Annotated in this window: 20 protein-coding genes; 11 read left to right on the top strand and 9 right to left on the bottom strand. The window is 60.4% G+C overall.

What is annotated here, in order from left to right; genetic code table 11:
• The first annotated feature begins 18 nt into the window (after nucleotides 1-18).
• Both DL899_RS16520 and DL899_RS16515 read left to right on the top strand, forming a co-directional pair.
• On the top strand, nucleotides 19-1230 hold the full coding sequence (locus tag DL899_RS16520; RefSeq protein ID WP_111735460.1) for a thiolase family protein: 1212 nt from the start codon (nucleotides 19-21) through the stop codon (nucleotides 1228-1230).
• A 58-nt stretch (nucleotides 1231-1288) separates the two neighbouring features.
• On the top strand, nucleotides 1289-1729 hold the full coding sequence (locus DL899_RS16515) for a Zn-ribbon domain-containing OB-fold protein (RefSeq protein WP_111735459.1): 441 nt from the start codon (nucleotides 1289-1291) through the stop codon (nucleotides 1727-1729).
• A gap of 19 nt (nucleotides 1730-1748) precedes the next feature.
• Here the strand turns inward: DL899_RS16515 and DL899_RS19470 are convergent, their stop codons facing one another.
• Entirely contained in the window at nucleotides 1749-1997 is a 249-nt protein-coding gene (locus DL899_RS19470) for a hypothetical protein (protein WP_162685615.1), read from the bottom strand.
• Between DL899_RS19470 and DL899_RS16510 the strand changes: the two genes are divergently transcribed.
• Genes DL899_RS16510 through DL899_RS16495 form a run of 4 tightly spaced genes read left to right on the top strand, consistent with a single transcriptional unit; the run spans nucleotide 1968 to nucleotide 5909 of the window.
• A complete protein-coding gene (locus DL899_RS16510; protein ID WP_162685614.1) occupies nucleotides 1968-3050 on the top strand; it encodes a phenylacetate--CoA ligase family protein in 1083 nt (360 codons plus the stop codon). The genes DL899_RS19470 and DL899_RS16510 overlap by 30 nt on opposite strands.
• Before the next feature lie 55 nt (nucleotides 3051-3105).
• Nucleotides 3106-4263 (top strand): acyl-CoA dehydrogenase family protein, encoded by a 1158-nt coding sequence (locus DL899_RS16505; RefSeq protein ID WP_111735457.1) that lies wholly within the window; start codon nucleotides 3106-3108, stop codon nucleotides 4261-4263.
• A 6-nt stretch (nucleotides 4264-4269) separates the two neighbouring features.
• A complete protein-coding gene (locus DL899_RS16500; protein WP_111735456.1) occupies nucleotides 4270-5064 on the top strand; it encodes a CoA-transferase in 795 nt (264 codons plus the stop codon).
• A gap of 2 nt (nucleotides 5065-5066) precedes the next feature.
• A complete protein-coding gene (locus DL899_RS16495; RefSeq protein ID WP_111735455.1) occupies nucleotides 5067-5909 on the top strand; it encodes a hypothetical protein in 843 nt (280 codons plus the stop codon).
• 3 nt (nucleotides 5910-5912) lie between these two features.
• On the opposite strand, the gene DL899_RS16490 is transcribed toward DL899_RS16495, so the two are convergent.
• The 4 genes from DL899_RS16490 to DL899_RS16475 are packed head-to-tail and all read right to left on the bottom strand — an operon-like array spanning nucleotide 5913 to nucleotide 9012.
• Entirely contained in the window at nucleotides 5913-7088 is a 1176-nt protein-coding gene (locus tag DL899_RS16490; RefSeq protein ID WP_111735454.1) for a CaiB/BaiF CoA transferase family protein, read from the bottom strand.
• Complete coding sequence (locus DL899_RS16485; RefSeq protein WP_111735453.1) at nucleotides 7085-8425, bottom strand: MmgE/PrpD family protein; 1341 nt, start codon at nucleotides 8423-8425, stop codon at nucleotides 7085-7087. The genes DL899_RS16490 and DL899_RS16485 overlap by 4 nt, the downstream gene beginning before the upstream one ends.
• 16 nt (nucleotides 8426-8441) lie before the next feature.
• Nucleotides 8442-8699: an AMP-binding enzyme gene (locus DL899_RS16480; RefSeq protein ID WP_111735452.1), complete on the bottom strand. Its 258-nt coding sequence runs from the start codon at nucleotides 8697-8699 to the stop codon at nucleotides 8442-8444.
• A 13-nt stretch (nucleotides 8700-8712) separates the two neighbouring features.
• Nucleotides 8713-9012: an AMP-binding protein gene (locus DL899_RS16475; protein WP_162685613.1), complete on the bottom strand. Its 300-nt coding sequence runs from the start codon at nucleotides 9010-9012 to the stop codon at nucleotides 8713-8715.
• A gap of 158 nt (nucleotides 9013-9170) precedes the next feature.
• On the opposite strand from DL899_RS16475, the gene DL899_RS16470 reads away from it, so the two are divergent.
• The 5 genes from DL899_RS16470 (at nucleotide 9171) to DL899_RS16450 (ending at nucleotide 13511) form a co-directional block, all read left to right on the top strand.
• Nucleotides 9171-9410, top strand: a complete 240-nt coding sequence (locus tag DL899_RS16470; protein WP_111735450.1) for a hypothetical protein — start codon at nucleotides 9171-9173, stop codon at nucleotides 9408-9410.
• Nucleotides 9411-9587: 177 nt separating this feature from the next.
• Complete coding sequence (locus tag DL899_RS16465; RefSeq protein WP_111735449.1) at nucleotides 9588-10652, top strand: extracellular solute-binding protein; 1065 nt, start codon at nucleotides 9588-9590, stop codon at nucleotides 10650-10652.
• 58 nt (nucleotides 10653-10710) lie between these two features.
• A complete protein-coding gene (locus DL899_RS16460) occupies nucleotides 10711-11802 on the top strand; it encodes an ABC transporter ATP-binding protein (protein ID WP_111735448.1) in 1092 nt (363 codons plus the stop codon).
• Entirely contained in the window at nucleotides 11802-12659 is an 858-nt protein-coding gene (locus DL899_RS16455) for an ABC transporter permease (RefSeq protein WP_111735447.1), read from the top strand. Before DL899_RS16460 ends, DL899_RS16455 begins: the two co-directional genes overlap by 1 nt.
• Before the next feature lie 3 nt (nucleotides 12660-12662).
• A complete protein-coding gene (locus DL899_RS16450) occupies nucleotides 12663-13511 on the top strand; it encodes an ABC transporter permease (protein ID WP_111735446.1) in 849 nt (282 codons plus the stop codon).
• A gap of 50 nt (nucleotides 13512-13561) precedes the next feature.
• Here DL899_RS16450 and DL899_RS16445 read toward each other — a convergent pair whose 3' ends face one another.
• The 4 genes from DL899_RS16445 to DL899_RS16430 form a co-directional block, all read right to left on the bottom strand.
• On the bottom strand, nucleotides 13562-14845 hold the full coding sequence (locus DL899_RS16445) for a TRAP transporter large permease (protein WP_111735445.1): 1284 nt from the start codon (nucleotides 14843-14845) through the stop codon (nucleotides 13562-13564).
• On the bottom strand, nucleotides 14838-15359 hold the full coding sequence (locus tag DL899_RS16440) for a TRAP transporter small permease (RefSeq protein ID WP_111735444.1): 522 nt from the start codon (nucleotides 15357-15359) through the stop codon (nucleotides 14838-14840). The genes DL899_RS16445 and DL899_RS16440 overlap by 8 nt, the downstream gene beginning before the upstream one ends.
• A gap of 61 nt (nucleotides 15360-15420) precedes the next feature.
• Complete coding sequence (locus DL899_RS16435; RefSeq protein ID WP_111735443.1) at nucleotides 15421-16416, bottom strand: TRAP transporter substrate-binding protein; 996 nt, start codon at nucleotides 16414-16416, stop codon at nucleotides 15421-15423.
• A gap of 459 nt (nucleotides 16417-16875) precedes the next feature.
• The gene (locus tag DL899_RS16430; protein ID WP_111735442.1) at nucleotides 16876-17352 is read right to left on the bottom strand and encodes a universal stress protein; all 477 of its coding nucleotides are present in this window, start codon (nucleotides 17350-17352) and stop codon (nucleotides 16876-16878) included.
• Nucleotides 17353-17584 lie beyond the last annotated feature (232 nt).

Here is a 17584-nt window from a genome sequence, read left to right as displayed (position 1 = left end):
TGAACGAGAGGGATACAGATGAAACTGGGAAATGCGGCGGCGATCATCGGTTTTGGTGATGCGTATGCCGACGAGAACAACAAACGCGATCCGCTGCAACTGGCGACCGAGGCCACGGCAATCGCGCTGGCCGATGCCGACATAAAAAAGACCGATGTCGACACATTGTTCACCGGGCGCGCGCCCTGGGCCGATTGCCGGCCCCAGTGGAACAACATCTTTGCCTCGCATCTGCAACTGCCGGTAAAACTCAGCACCGAAATCACCTTTCACGGTGCGGGCGTCAACGCCATGCTGGGTATGGCGGTGGAAAAGATCGTCACCGGGCAGGCTGATTATGTGCTGTGCGTGCAAAGCGACGCGACGCCCCTGTTCGTCGATACGGTGGCAATGGGCGCGGCGACGGACGCCGACCCGCAGTTTGAATACCCCTATGGTCCGACCATCCCGGCGCTTTATGCCCAGTGGGCCTGCCGGTACATGCACGAATTCGGCGTCACCGAAGAAGACCTGGCCATGGTGGCCGTCCAGCATCAGGACTGGGGAATTCACCACCCCAAGGCGGCCAAGCGGCGCTTTGGCAAGATCGACATCGAAACGGTCATGAACTCTCCCTATATCGCCGCCCCCCTGCGCCGCTGGATGTGCGCCACTTGGGGTCCGGGGGGAACCGCGGGGGCCTTTATCGTTGCCAGCGCCGAAAAGGCTGCCAGCGCCCGGGCGCCGATCTACATAAATGGCTACGGCTCATATTCGACCCATGAATACCTGGTCGAACGGATGGCGCTGCGCAACGCGCCCGCCTCTCTTGGGGCCTTGCCGAACCTGAACACCACCGGCCTGACCGAGGCCGCCGCCCAGGCCTATGCAATGGCCGACATGCGCCCCGATGACATGGACATGGTCCAGCTTAGCGGCAACTTCGCCCACACTGTGTTGATGGAGATGGAAGACCTTGGCTTTGCCGAAAAAGGCAAGGCGATGGACCTTGTGCGCAGCGGCGCGATGGAACCGGGCGGGTCGTTGCCGGTCGATACCAATGGCGGATGGCTGTCCTTCGGGCAACCCGGCATATCGTGCACGGTCGATCCCCTCGTCGAAGCCGTGCGCCAGTTGCGCGGCGATGCCATGGGGCTTGCCGTTCCGGGCGCTGAACGCGCCATCGTCTATGGCGCCGGCGGCATGCTGGCCTGTCACGCCGTTTCGATCCTGTCGAACAAGGCATCCTGATGCACAGCAAGCACAGCGCCTATTCTAGCATACACAGAACATTAATCGGAGCGTAGCCATGACCCAGGCATCAGACCCCGCAGTAGAGCCCGCAGCCCAGGAACTGCCCCTGCCACAGGTGACGCAGGATGCGGTGCCCTATTGGGAGGCCCTCAAGCAAGAAAAGCTGATTTTTCAGCGATGCACGTCCTGCAAATCGGCGATATTCCCGCCACGTTCGGATTATTGCCCCTATTGCAACACCTATGATCAGATCGAATGGGAACAATCGGCCGGTCGCGGCAAGGTCTATTCGTTCTCGGTGGTCGAAAGGCCGCCCACCAAGGCATGGAATGATCGCGCGCCGTATAATCTGGGATTCATCTGGCTTGACGAAGACTGGGTCATCTTCAGCGAGATACGCGGAGCGTCAAAGGATCTGGCGATAGATGCACGGGTGAGTGTCGGGTACGAAACGCGCGGTGACTTTGTCCTGCCGATCTTCAATCTGGATAGGTGACATGGCTGTGAAAAAAACCTCAATCTATTGGAACGAACACGCCGAAACCCTGTCGCGCGACCAGATCCACACCATGCAGGCGACCGGGCTGCGGGCCTTGCTTGATCATGTGATGGCAGGCGACAACATGTATTCCCGTCGCCTGAAAGCCGCCGGGGTCAATCCCGCCGACATCCGCACGCCCGAGGATTTCTCCGCCCTTGTCCCACTGACCAGCAAGGACGACCTGCGCGACGAAATGCAGCGCACCGGGCAGGCGATGCCGCATCTTTGCGTGCCCAGATCGGAAATCAGGCTGGCCGGGCCATCGGCGGGCACCAGCGGCAGCAGCACCTATCAGGCCTTTACCGCCGCCGACCTGGACACCAACATCGAAATGATCGCCCGGATGCAATGGGCCGGCGGTTTTCGGCCCGATGATGTGCTGTTCCTGATGACCACGCCTTTTGCGCCCTGGGCACATATCGCTCGCGAGGCAGCCAAAAAGATCGGCATCAACTGGATCATTTTCGATGATCACGTTGCTCAGAACGTTACCCGCTATGCGAATACTATCAGAAATCTGCGCCCCACGGTGATGCATTGCGGGCTCAGCACGTTGCGATATTTGACCGCAGATCCAAATCTGACCAGCCTTGGGGATTGCCATCATGTGATCATCAGTGGTGCGGAACTGGGACCAGAGGCGCGTATTGATTTCCGTAACCGGCTGGGGCTTGAGGTCACATCGAACGCGGGACACGGTTCGGATCTCAACCTTTTTGCGGTGGAATGCGACCAGCATGACGGCCACCACTGGATCGGCGAAGAAAACGTGCTCGTCGAAATTGTCGATCCCGACACCGGGGTTCCGGTATCCGAAGGCGAAATCGGCGAGATGGTAATCACTGATTTTTATCGCCGGGCGACGCCACATCTGCGGTGGCGCACCGAGGATCTGTTCGTTGAGAATACCGGCGCGTGTGCCTGTGGGCGCACCGGGCGGCGATACACCTGTCTGGGTCGGGCCTCAAATCGCGTCACAGCCGGTGGATGCCATATCCACCCCTATCAGGTCGAGGCCAGCCTGGCCCGGGTTATGGTCGGGCGGAACAGGGAATTCGCCTTGATACGGCACGAGGACGACCCTGGGTTTCTTGACCTCCGGGTCGTCGAGGCCGGGCATACGGAAGCCGACAAGGCGGCGGCGGAAACGATCAAAACGCATCTAGGGCAGGAATTGGGAACTCGCGTTCGCGTTCGGTTCGTGCCCAAATTGCCGATGGTCGGGTATAAAACGTTGCGCGTCATTGGGCCGGAAATGGACCCGGCCCCTGCCTGAATGACCAGCGGGCGCCACAAGATTCAGCATCAAATCACATAGGCTGGGACAAAAAATGGACTTCGACCTTTCCTTCGAACATCAGACGCTGCGCGACTCGGCAAGGCGTTTCGTTGAAAACGAATTACCACGCAACAAGGTACTCAAGTGGGTCTCTGACAAGGAGGAACCGCCAAGGGAATTGTTCACCAAAATGGCAGAGCTTGGCGTCTACAACTTTCTGATGCCGCCCGAATACAGCGGCCTGGATCAGACCGATCCGATCGGATTGGTGGTGTTCGTGCAGGAACTGGCGCGCGCCTCACCGGCAATCTGTACAATCTACGGGCGCTCGGCGGTGATCCTTGGGCCAACAATTGCGGCGCTCGGGACCAAGGCACAGAAAGACGCCATTGTTCCTAACATCATCGACGGAAAATATGTCATGGCGCTGGGCCTGACGGAACCTGATGCCGGCTCTGATGCGGCGTCGATCAAGACCAAAGCGGTCGAACAGCCTGATGGCAGTTTCCTGATCAACGGGTCCAAGCAATACACCACCCAGATTGCGTCTGCAGACTGGTTAATTCTGATCGCACGCAGTGACCCGGACAAAGAGAAACATGAAGGCCTGACTGCATTTCTGATCGAGAATCCGGGGAAACACCCGAACATCGAACATCACCGTTTGGACACAATGGGCCTGAGCGTGGCGCCCACCTACACCGTGTCGATCAAGGATTTGAAGGTAACGCCGGACCAGATCTTGGGCGAGCGTGGCAAGGGCTGGCAGGCTGTGTTGCGCAGTCTCGATATGGAGCGGCTGTATCATGGCGCAATCGGTGTCGGCGCCTCGCAGTTCATCGTTGACGAAGTCGTGGACTATCTGAACCAGCGGATCGCCTTTGGACGGCCTCTGGCCCGGCAACAGGCAATCCGGCATAAGCTGGTGGATATGCAGATGAGTATCGACGCGGCCCGGCTGATGACCTACCGCGCGGCCGCCAAACTGGCCGCGGGACAGGAATGTCACCGCGAGGCGTCGATGGCCAAGCTGTCGGGTGCCGAGACCTATATGCGGGTTGCCAACACCGGCCTTCAATTGATGGGCGGGTACGGATATTGCGTCGAGTCGGGCATGCCGATGCATTTCACCGATGCCAAACTGTTCGAAATCGGTGGCGGCGCGATGGAAATCCAGCGCAATATCATCGCCAAGGAAATGGGGTTGTAACCCCTCGTGGCTGATCAACAAAACAAGCTGATCGCGCTGGACGAGTCCCTGGCGCGGATCGCCCAGGCGCGCCAGATTGCCCTGGGTGGCTGGAGCATGTCGCGCAAACCCTGCGGCATGATCCGCCATATCATCGCCGCCGGGCTGCGCCTTCCCGAGGTGGTGATCCTGACCGCCGGCGTAGAAACCGATATGTTGCTGGCCGCCGGGGCGGTGGACCGGGTCCGGACCTTCTATTTCGGGCTCGAAGCCTTTGGCATGGGGCCGGGGCAGCGGCGCGGGGCGGATATGATTGAGGAAACCGAATCCTCGCTGCTTTTCGGGCTGCAGGCGGCGGCCCAGGGCCAGCCGTTTCATGCCGTGGCGCGGCACCATTGCCGCGCATTGCTGACGCTGCGCGCGGATCTTGAAACCATCACCTGCCCCTATGGGGGCGATGAATACGTTGCCCTGCCGCCGATCGCCCCCGATCTGGCGATCATCCACGCCTGGCGTTGTGACCGGCGCGGCAACGCCGAATTTGGCGGCACTCTGGCGGCGGACCGGCTGTTGGCGGCAGCGGCGCGCGAAACCATTGTCACCTGCGAGGAGCTGGTCGATGATCTGGCGGCGATAGGCGGGCAAGCCGATCTTATCGCCCCCCAGACCAGCGCCGTCGTGCATCTGCCCAACGGGGCCTGGCCAACCGGCTGCGAACCCCGGTACCGCCCCGACTGGAAGGGATTGCGCGACTATGCGCAACTTGATCCCGACGCGGTTCCTGCCTGGCTTGACCGCCACCCGTTGCCCACAAAGGGATGAACATGGACGAACCTGTCACAATCGCCGAACAGATGGTGATAAGCATGAGCCATCTGCTTGAGCAAGCCGAACTGGTGCAGCTCGGTCTGATGTCGCCGCTGGCGCAGGTCGCCGCCCTGCTGAGTGCGCATCGGCGCGGCGATACCGGACCGGCCATCGAAGATCCCAGCGCCTTTACCGTAAGCTGGGCACCCCGGTCAGCGGCGCTGACCTGTTCAGACGTTGCGGCACAACAGGGATCGGTGCGCCAGTTCGAGGCGGACGAGTGGGTGGCGCGGATCATGGGCAACATGACCGGGCGGATGCGCCAGTTCATCCGCGCGGCCCAGATCGACATCACCGGTGGCATCAACACCCTGTACCTGCCGGGCCGAGACGGAAAACGCCGCCGGATCGCTGGTCTGGCCGGCCTGGCGGAACTGGCCGACATTGCACGTCCGTTTCTGGTCTACCTGCCACTCCAGGACAAACGCACCTTTGTGCAACGCGTCGAATTCGAGGTCTGCAATCCGCTGGACAGTCACGATGGCTCTGACCGCCAGATCATACTGGTCAGCGATCTGGCCGTGTTCAGGATCACCAGGAAGGGGCCTGAAATCCTGTCGGTTCACCCCTCAACCGACCCCGGCGAATTTGCCGCCAGAACGCCGTTTGCCGTTGATCTGCAAACGATCCCCCCGCAAACCCCTCAGCCGGAACCGGCGGATATGGAACTGCTGCGCAAGGTGGTCGATCCGCTGAACATCAGGGACATTGAATTCGCCTCTGGCGCGGCACGAACAAAGCTGCTGGACCGCCTTATCGAACAGGAACCGGGGTTTGTTGAGAAGATTGCCGGATCATAGCCGTCAGCAATCTTCCCGGTCCAATGACGCCAGAATATCCTTGCCATGCTCTCCGGCGGCGGGCACTTTTGCCGCCACGCCGTCTATCCCGTCCATGGGCACCGGGTAGGCAATCACATTTGCGTCGCCCGCCTGGCGGATCATGCCGCGTGCTGCGAGTTGCGGATCCTCGGCCAGTTCGGCCAGCGAATTGACCCGGGAAAACGGGACGTCCTCGCGCTCGAACGCCTCCGCCCAGTAAGCATAGTCTTTTTGGATGATACAGGCGGCAAGGGCGCTGTTTATCTTGTCGGTTGCTCGTTTGCGGGCCGGATATTCGTCATAGGCGGCATCGTCAAACTGGCTCAGCCCGGTAACATGGATCAGCGACCGGAAGAAAGGCGTCTCGATGGCCCCCAGGGTCAGGTATTGCCCGTCGGCGGTTTCGAAAACCCCATAGCCGGGACGTTGCAGTATATCTGCCTTTCCTGACTCAACGCCCTGTCGGTGTGCCAGATCCCAGACACCGTAGCGCGGCATGATCCAGCTTGTCAGGCTATCGGCGATCGCGACATCCAGATACTGCCCTTTGCCCGTCACGTCACGCGCCCGCAAGGCGGCCAGGATTGAGATAAGCGCAAATGAGGCGGCAGCAATATCACCGATGGGAACACCGGTGGTGTGCTCGGGCGGTCCGTCCGGCCGACCCGATATGGCCACCGCACCGGCCATCGCCGCATAGTTCATGTCATGCCCCGGCCAGTTGCGGCTGGGGCCGGTCTGGCCATAGCCACTTATCGAACAATAGATAAGTCGCGGATTGATGGCCGAAAACGTGGCATAATCAACCCCAAGCCGGGTGGCGACGCCGGGCCGATTGCTTTCGATCAATACATCTGTCGTCTTGACCAGCTTTTTCAGCACCGCCCGGTCGGCGTCACTTTTCAGATCAAGCGTGATGCTTTCCTTACCGCGGTTAATTGCCTGAAATAGCCCCGGGAACATCCGGCGCGCCCCGTCACCGCCGGGGCGTTCCACCTTGATGACCCTGGCACCCAGCTCGACCAGATGCTGGGTTGCATAGGGCCCGGGCAACAACTCGCTCAGATCTAGAATGGTGATTCCGGCCAAGGGGGGCTGGTTGCCCATGTTTGCGCTCCTTTTGTCTTTATTGGTCGTATCGATTGCCCGGCGATTCATTCAACCTGTGAAAATGCCGCCAGAACCTGTTGAATGTTGCCATTGGGCAGATCATCGACAAAGGCCTCAAGGGAATCATATGCGGTAGTCGGCACATCGGATTCGGCCCCGACCCGGCGGATCAGGCGGGATACTTCGGCCCGTTCATAGCTGAAATCGGAAAATGTCATGACCTGTTCGCGCCGCACGGTATTGCCATCCTCAAGGTCGATCTCGATCGTGCAGCACAGTGTTGGCACGCTTTCATCGCTGATCAGGTCGATGATCGGGATCATCGCGTTGACGGCGGGATCAGCATAGGTTGTCATCGCCTGCATCGACGGCGCGCCGTTCAGCAACGTGTTGGCAATGCAGAACGGAATGCTCATCAACGTGCCCGAGATAGAGTGAAACGGCCCCTTGGAATCCATCCCCGCATAGCCGGTTTCATAGGGGTTCATGCGCACCCGGACCGCCTTGATTGGCGCGCCGGCCAGTTCCTTGTGCAGGGCGAGCGCCGCAATCACCGGGGTTTGGTTGAAAGCACAGACAGGATAGGGTTTGAAGGTCACGCGCAATGTTGCCCAGTCGTGGCCCAGTTGCGCTGCAAGAGCATCGGCATCGCACTCCTCATGGGCGAAGGATTTGATCAGCCCGGATGGCCCCTCAAGCGCATGGGGGGCCGAAACAGACCCCGCGCGCGCCAGTTCCGCCGCCACCAGCCCGGTGCGCCCGACCATGCCGACCTGATAACGCCATTCGTCCGTGCCATCGGCAAAGGACTGTAACAATCCGCCCGAAAACGAGGCCGCATTGGCAATGGCCGCCGCTGTCTGATCCGCGTCCGATCCCAACAGCTTTGACACCGCTGCCGCCGCCGCAACCGCCCCATACAAGGTAGAGGCACGAAAGCCGCCGGGGGTGGTTCGGCCGGAATAATTCTTTTCCAGCAATCCGCCTGTCTCGTATCCCGCAACAAGCGCAGGCAAAAGCCGCTCTGTCGACAGGCCGCGCGCTTCGATCAATGCGGTCAATAGCGGGATTATCACCGCCCCCAGATGCGCCGCGCCGCAGGTGTCTTCCTGCGCGCGTCCGTGAAACAGCGCCGCATTGGCCAGAACCGCGCCGGTGACCGAGGTCTTACGGCCATCGCCCAAAAGGGTGGCGCCATCCTGACACTCGCCATCCATTGCGAGTGCGGCCTGGCGCGCAACCGGGGCATAGGGCGTGTTATGACAGCCAATGGCGATGCCATAGCCGTTCAGAACGCAGGCCTTGGCTTTTTCAACAACCTCGGGTGGGATCGTGTCTATACCCATTCCAACGGTGAATTCGGCGATCCTGGCGGTTAAACCCATATCTTTTCCTCCGATACTAATTGGCGGTTTCAGGAATACATGTGTCACGCAATTCCCGTCTGAGATTTTTTCGGAAAGCGTTGCGGGGCAGTTCATCGGCCAGAACCAAGCGTTTGGGCGCTTTAAATCCTGCCAGATGTTTGCGGCAATGCCGGATCATGTCGTCAATTTCCAGCGTCCCGCCGTGGTTGAGAACGGCAATCGCCACCGGAACCTCGCCCCAGCAGCTATCTGGAATACCGGTGACGGCGGCCTTCCTGATCTGCGGCAACATGTAAAGAGTCCTTTCAACCTCGGAGACGGCGATTTCCTCGCTTTCCCGAAATGATCATGTCCTTCTTGCGATCGGTCAGGAACAGAAACCCGTCTTCGTACGGATATCCGACATCGGCTGTTCGAAGCCAGTCTCCGTGAAAAGAGCTGGCAGTCCTTTCGGAATTGTTCCAACAGCTTTTCGTGACCTTGGGCCCACGCAGACAATTTCCCCCCTCGTTCCCATGGGCCTGGACGAAACCGACGTCATCCATACCCTCGATCTGCACATCGGCAAGCGCGCGACCGGTTGATCCGATTTTGGTGATTTCCATGCCCGCTTCCATGAGGGTGTCACCACCAACGGATTCCGAACTAATAGTTATCATGAACGGCTTGTTGGTCAAATATAAATGACCAGTGAATCATTATTCACTTATATTTGACTCAACGCCAGATGACCGCCCTATTCTGAGATCGCGACCATACAGTTGTGAACCACCCCCGGCTTTATGCTGGAACGCCCGACAACCCAGCCGCGGCCGCGATCACCGGCGATGCGACGAAGCTGTTCTTCGGTTCCGAGGTTCGACCGGAAACCGTGCTCTTTGCAGGCATTCCGACTTACCTTCGACATGCGACCGAAAACAATGGTACGCTGAATGGTCCGATAATGCCGGTTGCACCGGTTCGTGCTGACGTGTTCCGCTCGCAGGTCAAGGCCGCAACCTGATGACGCATTGCGTGTGCGATGCGACGCTGGTCACGAAAAACGGTGGTCAGGCAAAGGCCTTGTCATAAACGTGTAATAATCATGAAAGATGAAGCGCCTGCGTGCCAAAGAGTTTGACCAATTGATAAATGCTGAGCATCCTGCAGCAAGGTGATCCGTTCATCAGAGAGGAAGACCATGAAAAAGACAATGCTTGCGACAACCTGCCTGGCCATTCTGGGCCTTGCGCAGACAGCCACCGCAGACACCCTCCGGCTCCTGACCTGGGGCGGCTATGCCCCCGACGACGTTGTCGAGATGTTCGAGGAACAGACCGGCCATACGGTCGAGGTGACCAAATCCAACAACGAAGAGATGATCGCCAAGCTGCGTGCGACCGGCGGTGGCGGCTTTGACCTCGCCCAGCCTTCGCAGGACCGGATCATGGGTCCGCAGATGGAATTCGGCATCTACAAGCCCATCGACGTCTCGAAGCTGGACGAGTCGCTGTTCATCCCCTCGATGCTGGCCGCCACGATGGCCAACACCACGGTAAACGGCGTAGTTTACGGTGTGCCGCATGTCTGGGGCACCTCCGGCCTGGTGATGAACACGGCCGAGGCGGGTGACGTGGTCAAGGACTACACTGACTTGTGCGACCCGGCACTGGCGGGCAAGGTTTCCTACCGGCTGAAGCGACCAACCCTGATCGGCTTTGCCTTCGCGCTGGGCGAAGACCCCTTCGCCGCCTATGACGACGAAGCCAAATACAAGGAAATCATGGAAAAGGTCGAAGCCAAGCTCACCGAGTGCAAATCCAACGTAAAAACCTACTGGAGCGGCGGCGACGAGTTGATGAACCTGATGCGCTCTGGCGAGGTCGTGGCCTCGATGGCCTGGGACACGGGCGGCTGGAAGCTGAACGACGACAACGCCGACATCACCTTCGTGGCACCGGCATCCGGTGCTCTGGGCTGGATCGACACTTTCGTCCTGCCGGCCAAGGGCCAGGCCGATGACGCCGCCTATGACTGGATCAACTTCGTGATGCAGCCAAAGATCGCGGCGATGATCACCGCGTCGGCCGGCAACTTCACCGCATCCGCAGGGGCCGAAGAACACGCCGAGGAGGCGCTGAAGGCCAAGTACCAGGCCAGCTTTCCGATCGAAGCGATCGACAACATCAAATGGTATCCTCCGGTTCCCGCCGGCCTGGAAGCCATCGAAGGTGACGTCCTGGACCGCGTTCAGGCCGCCAACTGAGCCCCCAACAAAAACGCGGCACCCTTGACGGGGTGCCGCCATATTTTTTGGCCCCTGCATGACCCCTGATCTTGAATGCGTCGACCTGGTGAAACGCTTTGGCGCGACCACCGCCGTCGACAACGTGTCCTTTTGCGTGCCCCCGGGCAGTTTCTTTTCGATCCTCGGGCCTTCGGGCTGCGGCAAGACGACGATCATGCGGATGATCGCCGGGTTTCTGGAGCCCACCTCGGGCGACATCCGGATCAAGGGCGGGACGGTCCTGGACACGCCGCCGAACAAGCGGCCGGTGAACATGGTGTTCCAGCATCTCGCGCTCTTTCCCATGATGACCATCGCGGACAACATCGGCTACGGGTTGCGGCGAAAGGGCATGGCCCGGGACCAGATCGCCCGCAAGGTAGACGAGGCGCTGGAACGCATCGGCCTGCCCGGCATCGGCGCCCGCAAGGTAGACGAACTGTCCGGGGGACAGAAACAGCGTGTCGCCATCGCGCGCTGCATGGTTCTGGAACCCGACGTTCTGCTGCTTGACGAACCCCTGGGTGCGCTTGACCTGAAGCTGCGCGAACACATGAAAATCGAGTTGAAGGCGCTTCAGGCAGAGTTCGACACGACTTTCGTCTACATCACTCACGACCAGTCCGAGGCCCTGGTGATGTCCGACCAGATCGCCGTCATGAACGCCGGTCGGTTCGAGCAGGTCGGAACGGGCCAGGACCTGTATTACCGCCCCCAAACGCCCTTTGTCGCCGGCTTTATCGGAGAGGCAAACCGCTGGAAGGGCCGCATCGAACGCGTCGAGGGCGCGATGCTGGAAATGCGGACGGAAACCGGCCTTGCGATGCGCGCGACGGGGTCGGGCACCCTGTCCAAGGGCGACGCGGCGGAAATCTTCGTCCGGCCGGAATCGATCCACCTTGCCGCCAGCGACGCCGCGCTGTCCGATTTCGACAACCGCTTGCAGGGCAAGGTGACGAGCATTCTTTTCAATGGCGCGGCGTCCCGCGTTCTGGTCGAGGACGATGCCGGCGAAACCCTTGAGGTCACCCTGCCCCAGACCGGCGAATTCGCCAGCATGGAACGCGGCGCCACGGTGCACATCGGCTGGCGCGCGGCCCAGGCGATATGCTTTGGCGGGGGCGATTGATGCGCTCTCACGCCCGGATCGGCTTTGTCCTGCTGCTGACGCCGCTCGTACTGTGGCTCGGGCTGTTGATCATCATTCCGCATATCGACATGCTGCTGATCTCGCTGCGCGAACGCATCAGCTTTGGCGTCTACGAACCCAGCCTGGCGCAATACCAAAAGGCCCTGACAGAGCCGCTTTACCTCAGAACCTTCTGGCGAACGGCGGTCATGTCCGTTCTCGCCACGGCGATCACCTTGGTGATCGCCTTTCCGGTTGCCTACTATATCGCCAAGATGGCCCGGGGCAGGTTGCAGCAGGTGCTGTTCATGCTGTGCCTGATCCCGTTCTACGTCTCGGAACTGGTGCGCACCTTCGGCTGGATGATCCTGCTGCGCGAGACCGGCCTGATCTCGAACCTTCTGCAATGGGCCGGGCTGGCCGATCAACCGGTCGAGATGCTGTACAACGACGCCGCCATGATGGTGGGGCTGGTCTATACCTCGATGCTGTTCATGGTGGTGCCGCTGGTCACGACGCTGGAAAGCCTGGACGACAGCGTGGTCGAGGCGGGCTATGACCTTGGCGGCGGCGGCATTTCGGTCCTGCGCGAGATCATCATCCCCCATGCCATGCCGGGGATCGTTTCCGGCTGCATCGTGGTGTTCATGCTGTCGCTGGGCAACTACCTCACGCCGACAATGCTGGGCGGCAAGGACAGCCTCTGGTTCACCGAGATGATCTACAACCAGTTCATCGTGCGCTCCAACTGGGAACTCGGCGCGACCTTCGGCTTCATGTTGCTGGTGCTGTCGTCGGTGATTGTCTGGGGCATGCTGCGCCTGACCGGCCGCACCCTGCAGGAAACGATGGGGTAAACCATGATCCCTACCATTCCCCAGTCCCAGAGTTTTCGCCTGCTCTACGGTGGCTATGTGCTGCTGTTCTTCCTGTATCTCGCGCTACCCCTGACCGTGGTCGCGGTCTTTGCCTTCAATGACAGCCAGTTCCCGTCCCTGCCGTGGGAAGGGTTCACATGGAACTGGTTTTTCGGCGACAAGAGCCCCCAGACCGGTGTCTTTCACGAACGCGGCATCCTGCGTGCCGTGGGCACCTCGGCCTTTGTCGCGGTATGCGTCTCGGTGCTGTCGGTGAGCGTGGGAACCACCAACGCCTTTCTGTTCAACCGCTACGAGTTCCGCGGCAAGGGGGCGCTCTACGTACTGATGCTGCTGCCGCTGGTCATTCCCGGGATCGTTCTGGGCATCTCGATCCTGGTCTTTTCCTCGACACTTGCAAACGGGGTCTGGAACGCCGCCAAGCTGGACATCCAGGCCCTGCGGCCGGGCCTGCTTTTGGTCATCCTCGGGCAGTTTTCCTTTATCACGACAATCGCGACGCTGGTTATTACCGCCCGTTTGCAGAAATTCGACCGCACGCTGGAAGAGGCCGCGCTGAACCTCGGGGCCTCGCGTCTGACGGCGGTACGAACGATCACCATTCCCTTCCTGATGCCGGCCATGATCGGGGCCATGGTGGTGGCCTTCCTGATGAGCTTCGAGAACTTCAACACCACGCTCATGCTGGTGGGTTCTGATGCGCCCCTGACCATCGCCATGTTCGACCGCCTGAAAGAGGGCTCGACGCCCCTTTTGAACGCGGTTTCCCTGCTGCTGATGCTGGGCTCGTCCTTGCTGGCGCTTGTCGTGATCCTGTTCCAGCGCCGCTAAGTGAAGTAATGGGATGAACTGCCTTCCCACAGACAGGTGCAGATGCGCCGTCAAAAGCCGCTGGCAGTCGGCAGCCAGGTGGACAGGGCCGGCATGAAGGTCAGCAGCAGCAGCACCACGATGCTGGCGATGAAAAAGGGTGGCAATTCACGTATCAGCTTGCCGGACGGTATGTTCGCCGCGCCCGAGACGACGAATATCAGCGCGCCCACCGGCGGTGTTGTCAGGCCCATTGTCAGGTTGACGATCACCACGATCGCGAAATGGTTGGGGTCGATCCCCAGTGAATGGCTGATCGGCGCCAGGATCGGCACCAGGATCATCACCCCCGGCAGCGGGTCCATGAACAGGCCGAAGACCAGCAATAGCAGGTTTACCGCCAGCAGGAACATGATCGGGCTCAGTTCCCAACCGATGATCGTGGCGGCAATATCCTGCGGAATGCCCTCGATGATTAGCACCCAGGCAAAGGCCCGCGCCGCGCCCAGGATCAGCAGCACCGCGGAACTGATCAGCGCGGCCCCGAGAAAGATGTCCGGCAGATCGCGCAGCCGCAGGGAACGGTAAAGAAACATGCCGCAGACAAGCGCGTAGAAGACCGCGATCACCGATGCCTCGGTAGGGGTGAAGATGCCGAACCGGATGCCCCCCACCACCAGCACGATCAGCATCAGCGCCGGCAACGCCATCGCCGTCGTCCGCAGCATTTCGGCGGCTGTGGGGCGGCCCTCGGTGCCGCGATAGCCGCGCCGGCGCGCAATGATCGCGTTGGTGCCCAGCATCGCCATGGTGATGAGCAGCCCCGGCACGATCCCGGCCATGAAGAGCGAGCCGACAGAGACCTCCTGATCCTGCATGGCATAGATGATCATGGTGATCGACGGCGGGATGATCGGCCCGACCACGGCGCTGGAAATCGTCAGCGCCCCGGCATAGGAGCGATCATAACCGCCCTTTTCCATCATCCGGATCATCATCGCGCCCGGCCCGGCGGCATCGGCCAGCGCCGATCCGGAAATGCCCGCGAACAACGTCGATGAGATCACGTTGGCGTGCCCCAGCCCGCCGCGCAGATGGCCGACGAACTGCGATGCAAAGCGCAGCAGGTGGTGGGTGATCGCCCCGCCTGTCATAAGCTCGGCCGCCAGCACGAAGAACGGAACCGCCAGCAGCGGAAACGAATCCAGCCCGGCAAACATCTCTTTGACGACGACGATATGGGGATAGGTGCTGCCAAAGGTCAGCGCCAGGAACACCGAAATCGCCATGGCAAAGGCGACGGGCAACCCCAGCGCCATCAGCAGGAACAATGCGGGGAACAGTATCTCAGCCACTTGCGGCCCCTGTCGGCAGGTTTCCAGAGGTTCCCGGCGCATCGCGATAGGTACCCGCAAGGATGAATTCGCGCGCGATCAGCAGCAGATGCACCCCAAGCAAGGCAAAACCGATGGGCATGGCCGCATAGACATAGATGAACGGCAGCCGCAGGGCCGGTGTCTTCTGATACTGCATCCGGGTCATGTATTCCTGCCCCGTCACGATCATGAAGATGAAGAACGCCAGCAAGGCCAGCACGATCCCCGTGCGCAGAATGATCTGCGCGCGCGTGGGCAGCACGTCCTGAAGGTTGGAAATCGCGACATGGCCGCCCCGCCGCAATGCCAGACCGGCGCCGACGAACGTCATCCAGATCATCAGATAGCGGGCGACCTCGTCCGCCCACGGCAGGGAATTGTTGGTCAGATAGCGCAGCGCGACGTTGGCGCCGACAACCAGCGCCATGCCCGCAAGCATGGCAATGACCGCCCATTTGTTCAGTGCGACGAATGCCTGTTCAAGCCTTCGCATGGCGGCCGGTCCCTCGTCTCTCAATGGCTCGGGGCGGCGAAACCGCCGCCCCGGCACTGCATTATTCGGTCGCGATGATCCGGTCGATCACGGACTTGTCGTACTGCTCGTAGTAGCTTTCATAGGCGGGCTGCACAGCCTGTTGGAAAGCGGCCTTTTGCTCGGGCGACAGTTCACCCACATCCATGCCGCGTTCCTTCAGCGTCGCAACGCCGCTTTCCTCGACCTCGTCGACAAAGGCGCGCATCGCCGCGACGGCCTCGGTCGCGCCCTTTTCAAACGCCGCCTTGTCCTCGTCGCTCAGCCCATCCCAAAAGGGCTTGGACACCAGCAGGATGGCGGGCGAATAGACGTGACCCGAAAGCGTGAGGTATTTCTGAACCTCGTTCAGTTTGACCGAGACGATCACCGACAGCGGGTTTTCCTGGCCGTCGATCACGCCCTGCTGCAACGAGGAAACCACCTCGGGCCAGGCCATCGGCGTCGGCGCAGCGCCCAGGGTTTCGAACGCCTCCAGGTGCACCGGGTTTTCCATGGTGCGGATTTTCAGCCCCTCGACATCGCTGGGCTGAGTAATCTGATTGCGGTTGTTGGTGATGTGGCGAAAGCCCTGCTCGCCCCAGGCCAGCGCATGCAGACCGACATCGTCGAACTTTACCAGTATTTCCTGGCCGACCGGGCCGTCGAGAACCCGACGCGCGTGGCCAAGGTCACGAAACAGGAACGGAATGTCGACCACACCGGTTTCGGGCACAAAGTTGCTGAGCGTGCCCGAGGACACGATGGTTGCCTCGATGGTGCCGATTTGCAGCCCCTCGATCACCTCGCGTTCGCCGCCCAGGCCCGAGGACGGGAAATGCTTGAATTCGAACTTGCCGTCGGTTTCGGCTTCCACGACCTCTTCGAATTTGGCGGCGGCGACGCCGTAGTGGGAATCCGGCGACAGTGCGTAGCCGATCTTGACCTCGGTCTGCGCCAGCGCACCACCAGTGGCAAGACCCAGCCCGACCAGCGCCGCAGCACCGGACAGCAGGGATGTTGAAAACAGTTTCGACATGGCATTTTCCTTTCAGGTTTCAGACAGGCGTCGCAAATTGCTAACCGTCCTTTCGCTTTCAGGCAAGCCAGAGGCCGGGATCGACCCGGATATTGCCAGAGAAGCCCGGATCGGAACCGGCGGTTTCGATGGTGCGCCGCTCCACCTATCGTCCGGGAAGATGACGAACCGGCGGCTCTGCTATCCGACGCGCTCATGACCGACACAACATTCATTGCCGTATGGTTTTCAGTGGCGCCGGCACCCTACCCTGCCCGGATAGCGAAACGCGCCCCTTTCACCCGGGAAGGTCACAATACTGCACCATGAGCGCAGCACCGACATCCGCCACGGGATCGCTGGCAGAACCACGAAACGAAATCTCACACTTGCCTGTCCATGGACAAATGCGAGCAATAGCGCATCTGACATAAGCATATCCGCTGTCGCCCTTGCCAGAATCGGTTGCTTGCTGACCCCCTACTCGCCACGTATCGGCGGCACCGCGAGAACATCGATCGAGGAGCTTCGCAAGACCTTTTCCGTGACGCTGCCAATAAGCTGTTTGGCAAGCCCGGTCCGGCCATGGGTGGAAAGCACGATCAGGTCGGCTTTTTCTTCTTCCGCCGCTTTCATGATCTCGTGATGGGCCGTTGTCGCCCTGTGGCGGACCATCGGCACAACGTTGCCGATCTTTGCCTTCACGATGAACTCGGTCAAATGGCGCAACGCCTCTTTCTGTTCCTCGGCCAAATAGTTCTGCCGATCTTCCCTGGCCATCGTGTGCGACATGACAAGCTGTAGCGCCGGGGCGTCGAAGACATGGAGCAGCGTATTGCGTGCATTCTCGCCGATCCGGAGATCGGAGACGCGTCGCAGCGCATCACGAGAGCCATCCGACAGGTCGGTCGTCTGCATCACGTGCTGATATTTTCCGGCGGCAAGGGCATTGGCCATGAGCACGGGGCAACCAACCAACCTGATCGTGCGTTCGGCCGTGGTGCCGATGAATACATCCTTTATAGCGAGTTGCGATCTTTACGATTCAGGATTTCCATGAAGCTTGATCTGTGATTCTCTGTCTGCAGGGCAGATATGGGGGTTTGAGATGGGTAAACCGCATCCTATGGCACTTCGGGAGCGCGTTGTCGCTTTTGTGGAGGAAGGGCATTCACACCGGGCTGCTGCC

It is taken from the genome of Roseovarius amoyensis, from assembly GCF_003260265.1.
In the GTDB taxonomy this organism is placed as follows: domain Bacteria; phylum Pseudomonadota; class Alphaproteobacteria; order Rhodobacterales; family Rhodobacteraceae; genus Roseovarius; species Roseovarius amoyensis.
Note: the sequence above shows the minus strand (reverse complement) of the source record. Positions and strands in the feature narration are given on the sequence as shown.

What these genes read in the sequence shown, in the direction of transcription:
- DL899_RS16510 (WP_162685614.1), top strand. Translation starts at nt 1,968, where the DNA reads ATGCAGCGCACCGGGCAGGCGATGCCGCATCTTTGCGTGCCCAGATCG.
- DL899_RS16475 (WP_162685613.1), bottom strand. Translation starts at nt 9,012, where the DNA reads ATGGAAATCACCAAAATCGGATCAACCGGTCGCGCGCTTGCCGATGTG.
- DL899_RS16430 (WP_111735442.1), bottom strand. Translation starts at nt 17,352, where the DNA reads ATGGCCAATGCCCTTGCCGCCGGAAAATATCAGCACGTGATGCAGACG.
- DL899_RS16520 (WP_111735460.1), top strand. Translation starts at nt 19, where the DNA reads ATGAAACTGGGAAATGCGGCGGCGATCATCGGTTTTGGTGATGCGTAT.
- DL899_RS16490 (WP_111735454.1), bottom strand. Translation starts at nt 7,088, where the DNA reads ATGAATCGCCGGGCAATCGATACGACCAATAAAGACAAAAGGAGCGCA.
- DL899_RS16515 (WP_111735459.1), top strand. Translation starts at nt 1,289, where the DNA reads ATGACCCAGGCATCAGACCCCGCAGTAGAGCCCGCAGCCCAGGAACTG.
- DL899_RS16495 (WP_111735455.1), top strand. Translation starts at nt 5,067, where the DNA reads ATGGACGAACCTGTCACAATCGCCGAACAGATGGTGATAAGCATGAGC.
- DL899_RS16465 (WP_111735449.1), top strand. Translation starts at nt 9,588, where the DNA reads ATGAAAAAGACAATGCTTGCGACAACCTGCCTGGCCATTCTGGGCCTT.
- DL899_RS16450 (WP_111735446.1), top strand. Translation starts at nt 12,663, where the DNA reads ATGATCCCTACCATTCCCCAGTCCCAGAGTTTTCGCCTGCTCTACGGT.
- DL899_RS16440 (WP_111735444.1), bottom strand. Translation starts at nt 15,359, where the DNA reads ATGCGAAGGCTTGAACAGGCATTCGTCGCACTGAACAAATGGGCGGTC.
- DL899_RS19470 (WP_162685615.1), bottom strand. Translation starts at nt 1,997, where the DNA reads ATGCGGCATCGCCTGCCCGGTGCGCTGCATTTCGTCGCGCAGGTCGTC.
- DL899_RS16505 (WP_111735457.1), top strand. Translation starts at nt 3,106, where the DNA reads ATGGACTTCGACCTTTCCTTCGAACATCAGACGCTGCGCGACTCGGCA.
- DL899_RS16480 (WP_111735452.1), bottom strand. Translation starts at nt 8,699, where the DNA reads ATGTTGCCGCAGATCAGGAAGGCCGCCGTCACCGGTATTCCAGATAGC.
- DL899_RS16435 (WP_111735443.1), bottom strand. Translation starts at nt 16,416, where the DNA reads ATGTCGAAACTGTTTTCAACATCCCTGCTGTCCGGTGCTGCGGCGCTG.
- DL899_RS16455 (WP_111735447.1), top strand. Translation starts at nt 11,802, where the DNA reads ATGCGCTCTCACGCCCGGATCGGCTTTGTCCTGCTGCTGACGCCGCTC.
- DL899_RS16485 (WP_111735453.1), bottom strand. Translation starts at nt 8,425, where the DNA reads ATGGGTTTAACCGCCAGGATCGCCGAATTCACCGTTGGAATGGGTATA.
- DL899_RS16460 (WP_111735448.1), top strand. Translation starts at nt 10,711, where the DNA reads ATGACCCCTGATCTTGAATGCGTCGACCTGGTGAAACGCTTTGGCGCG.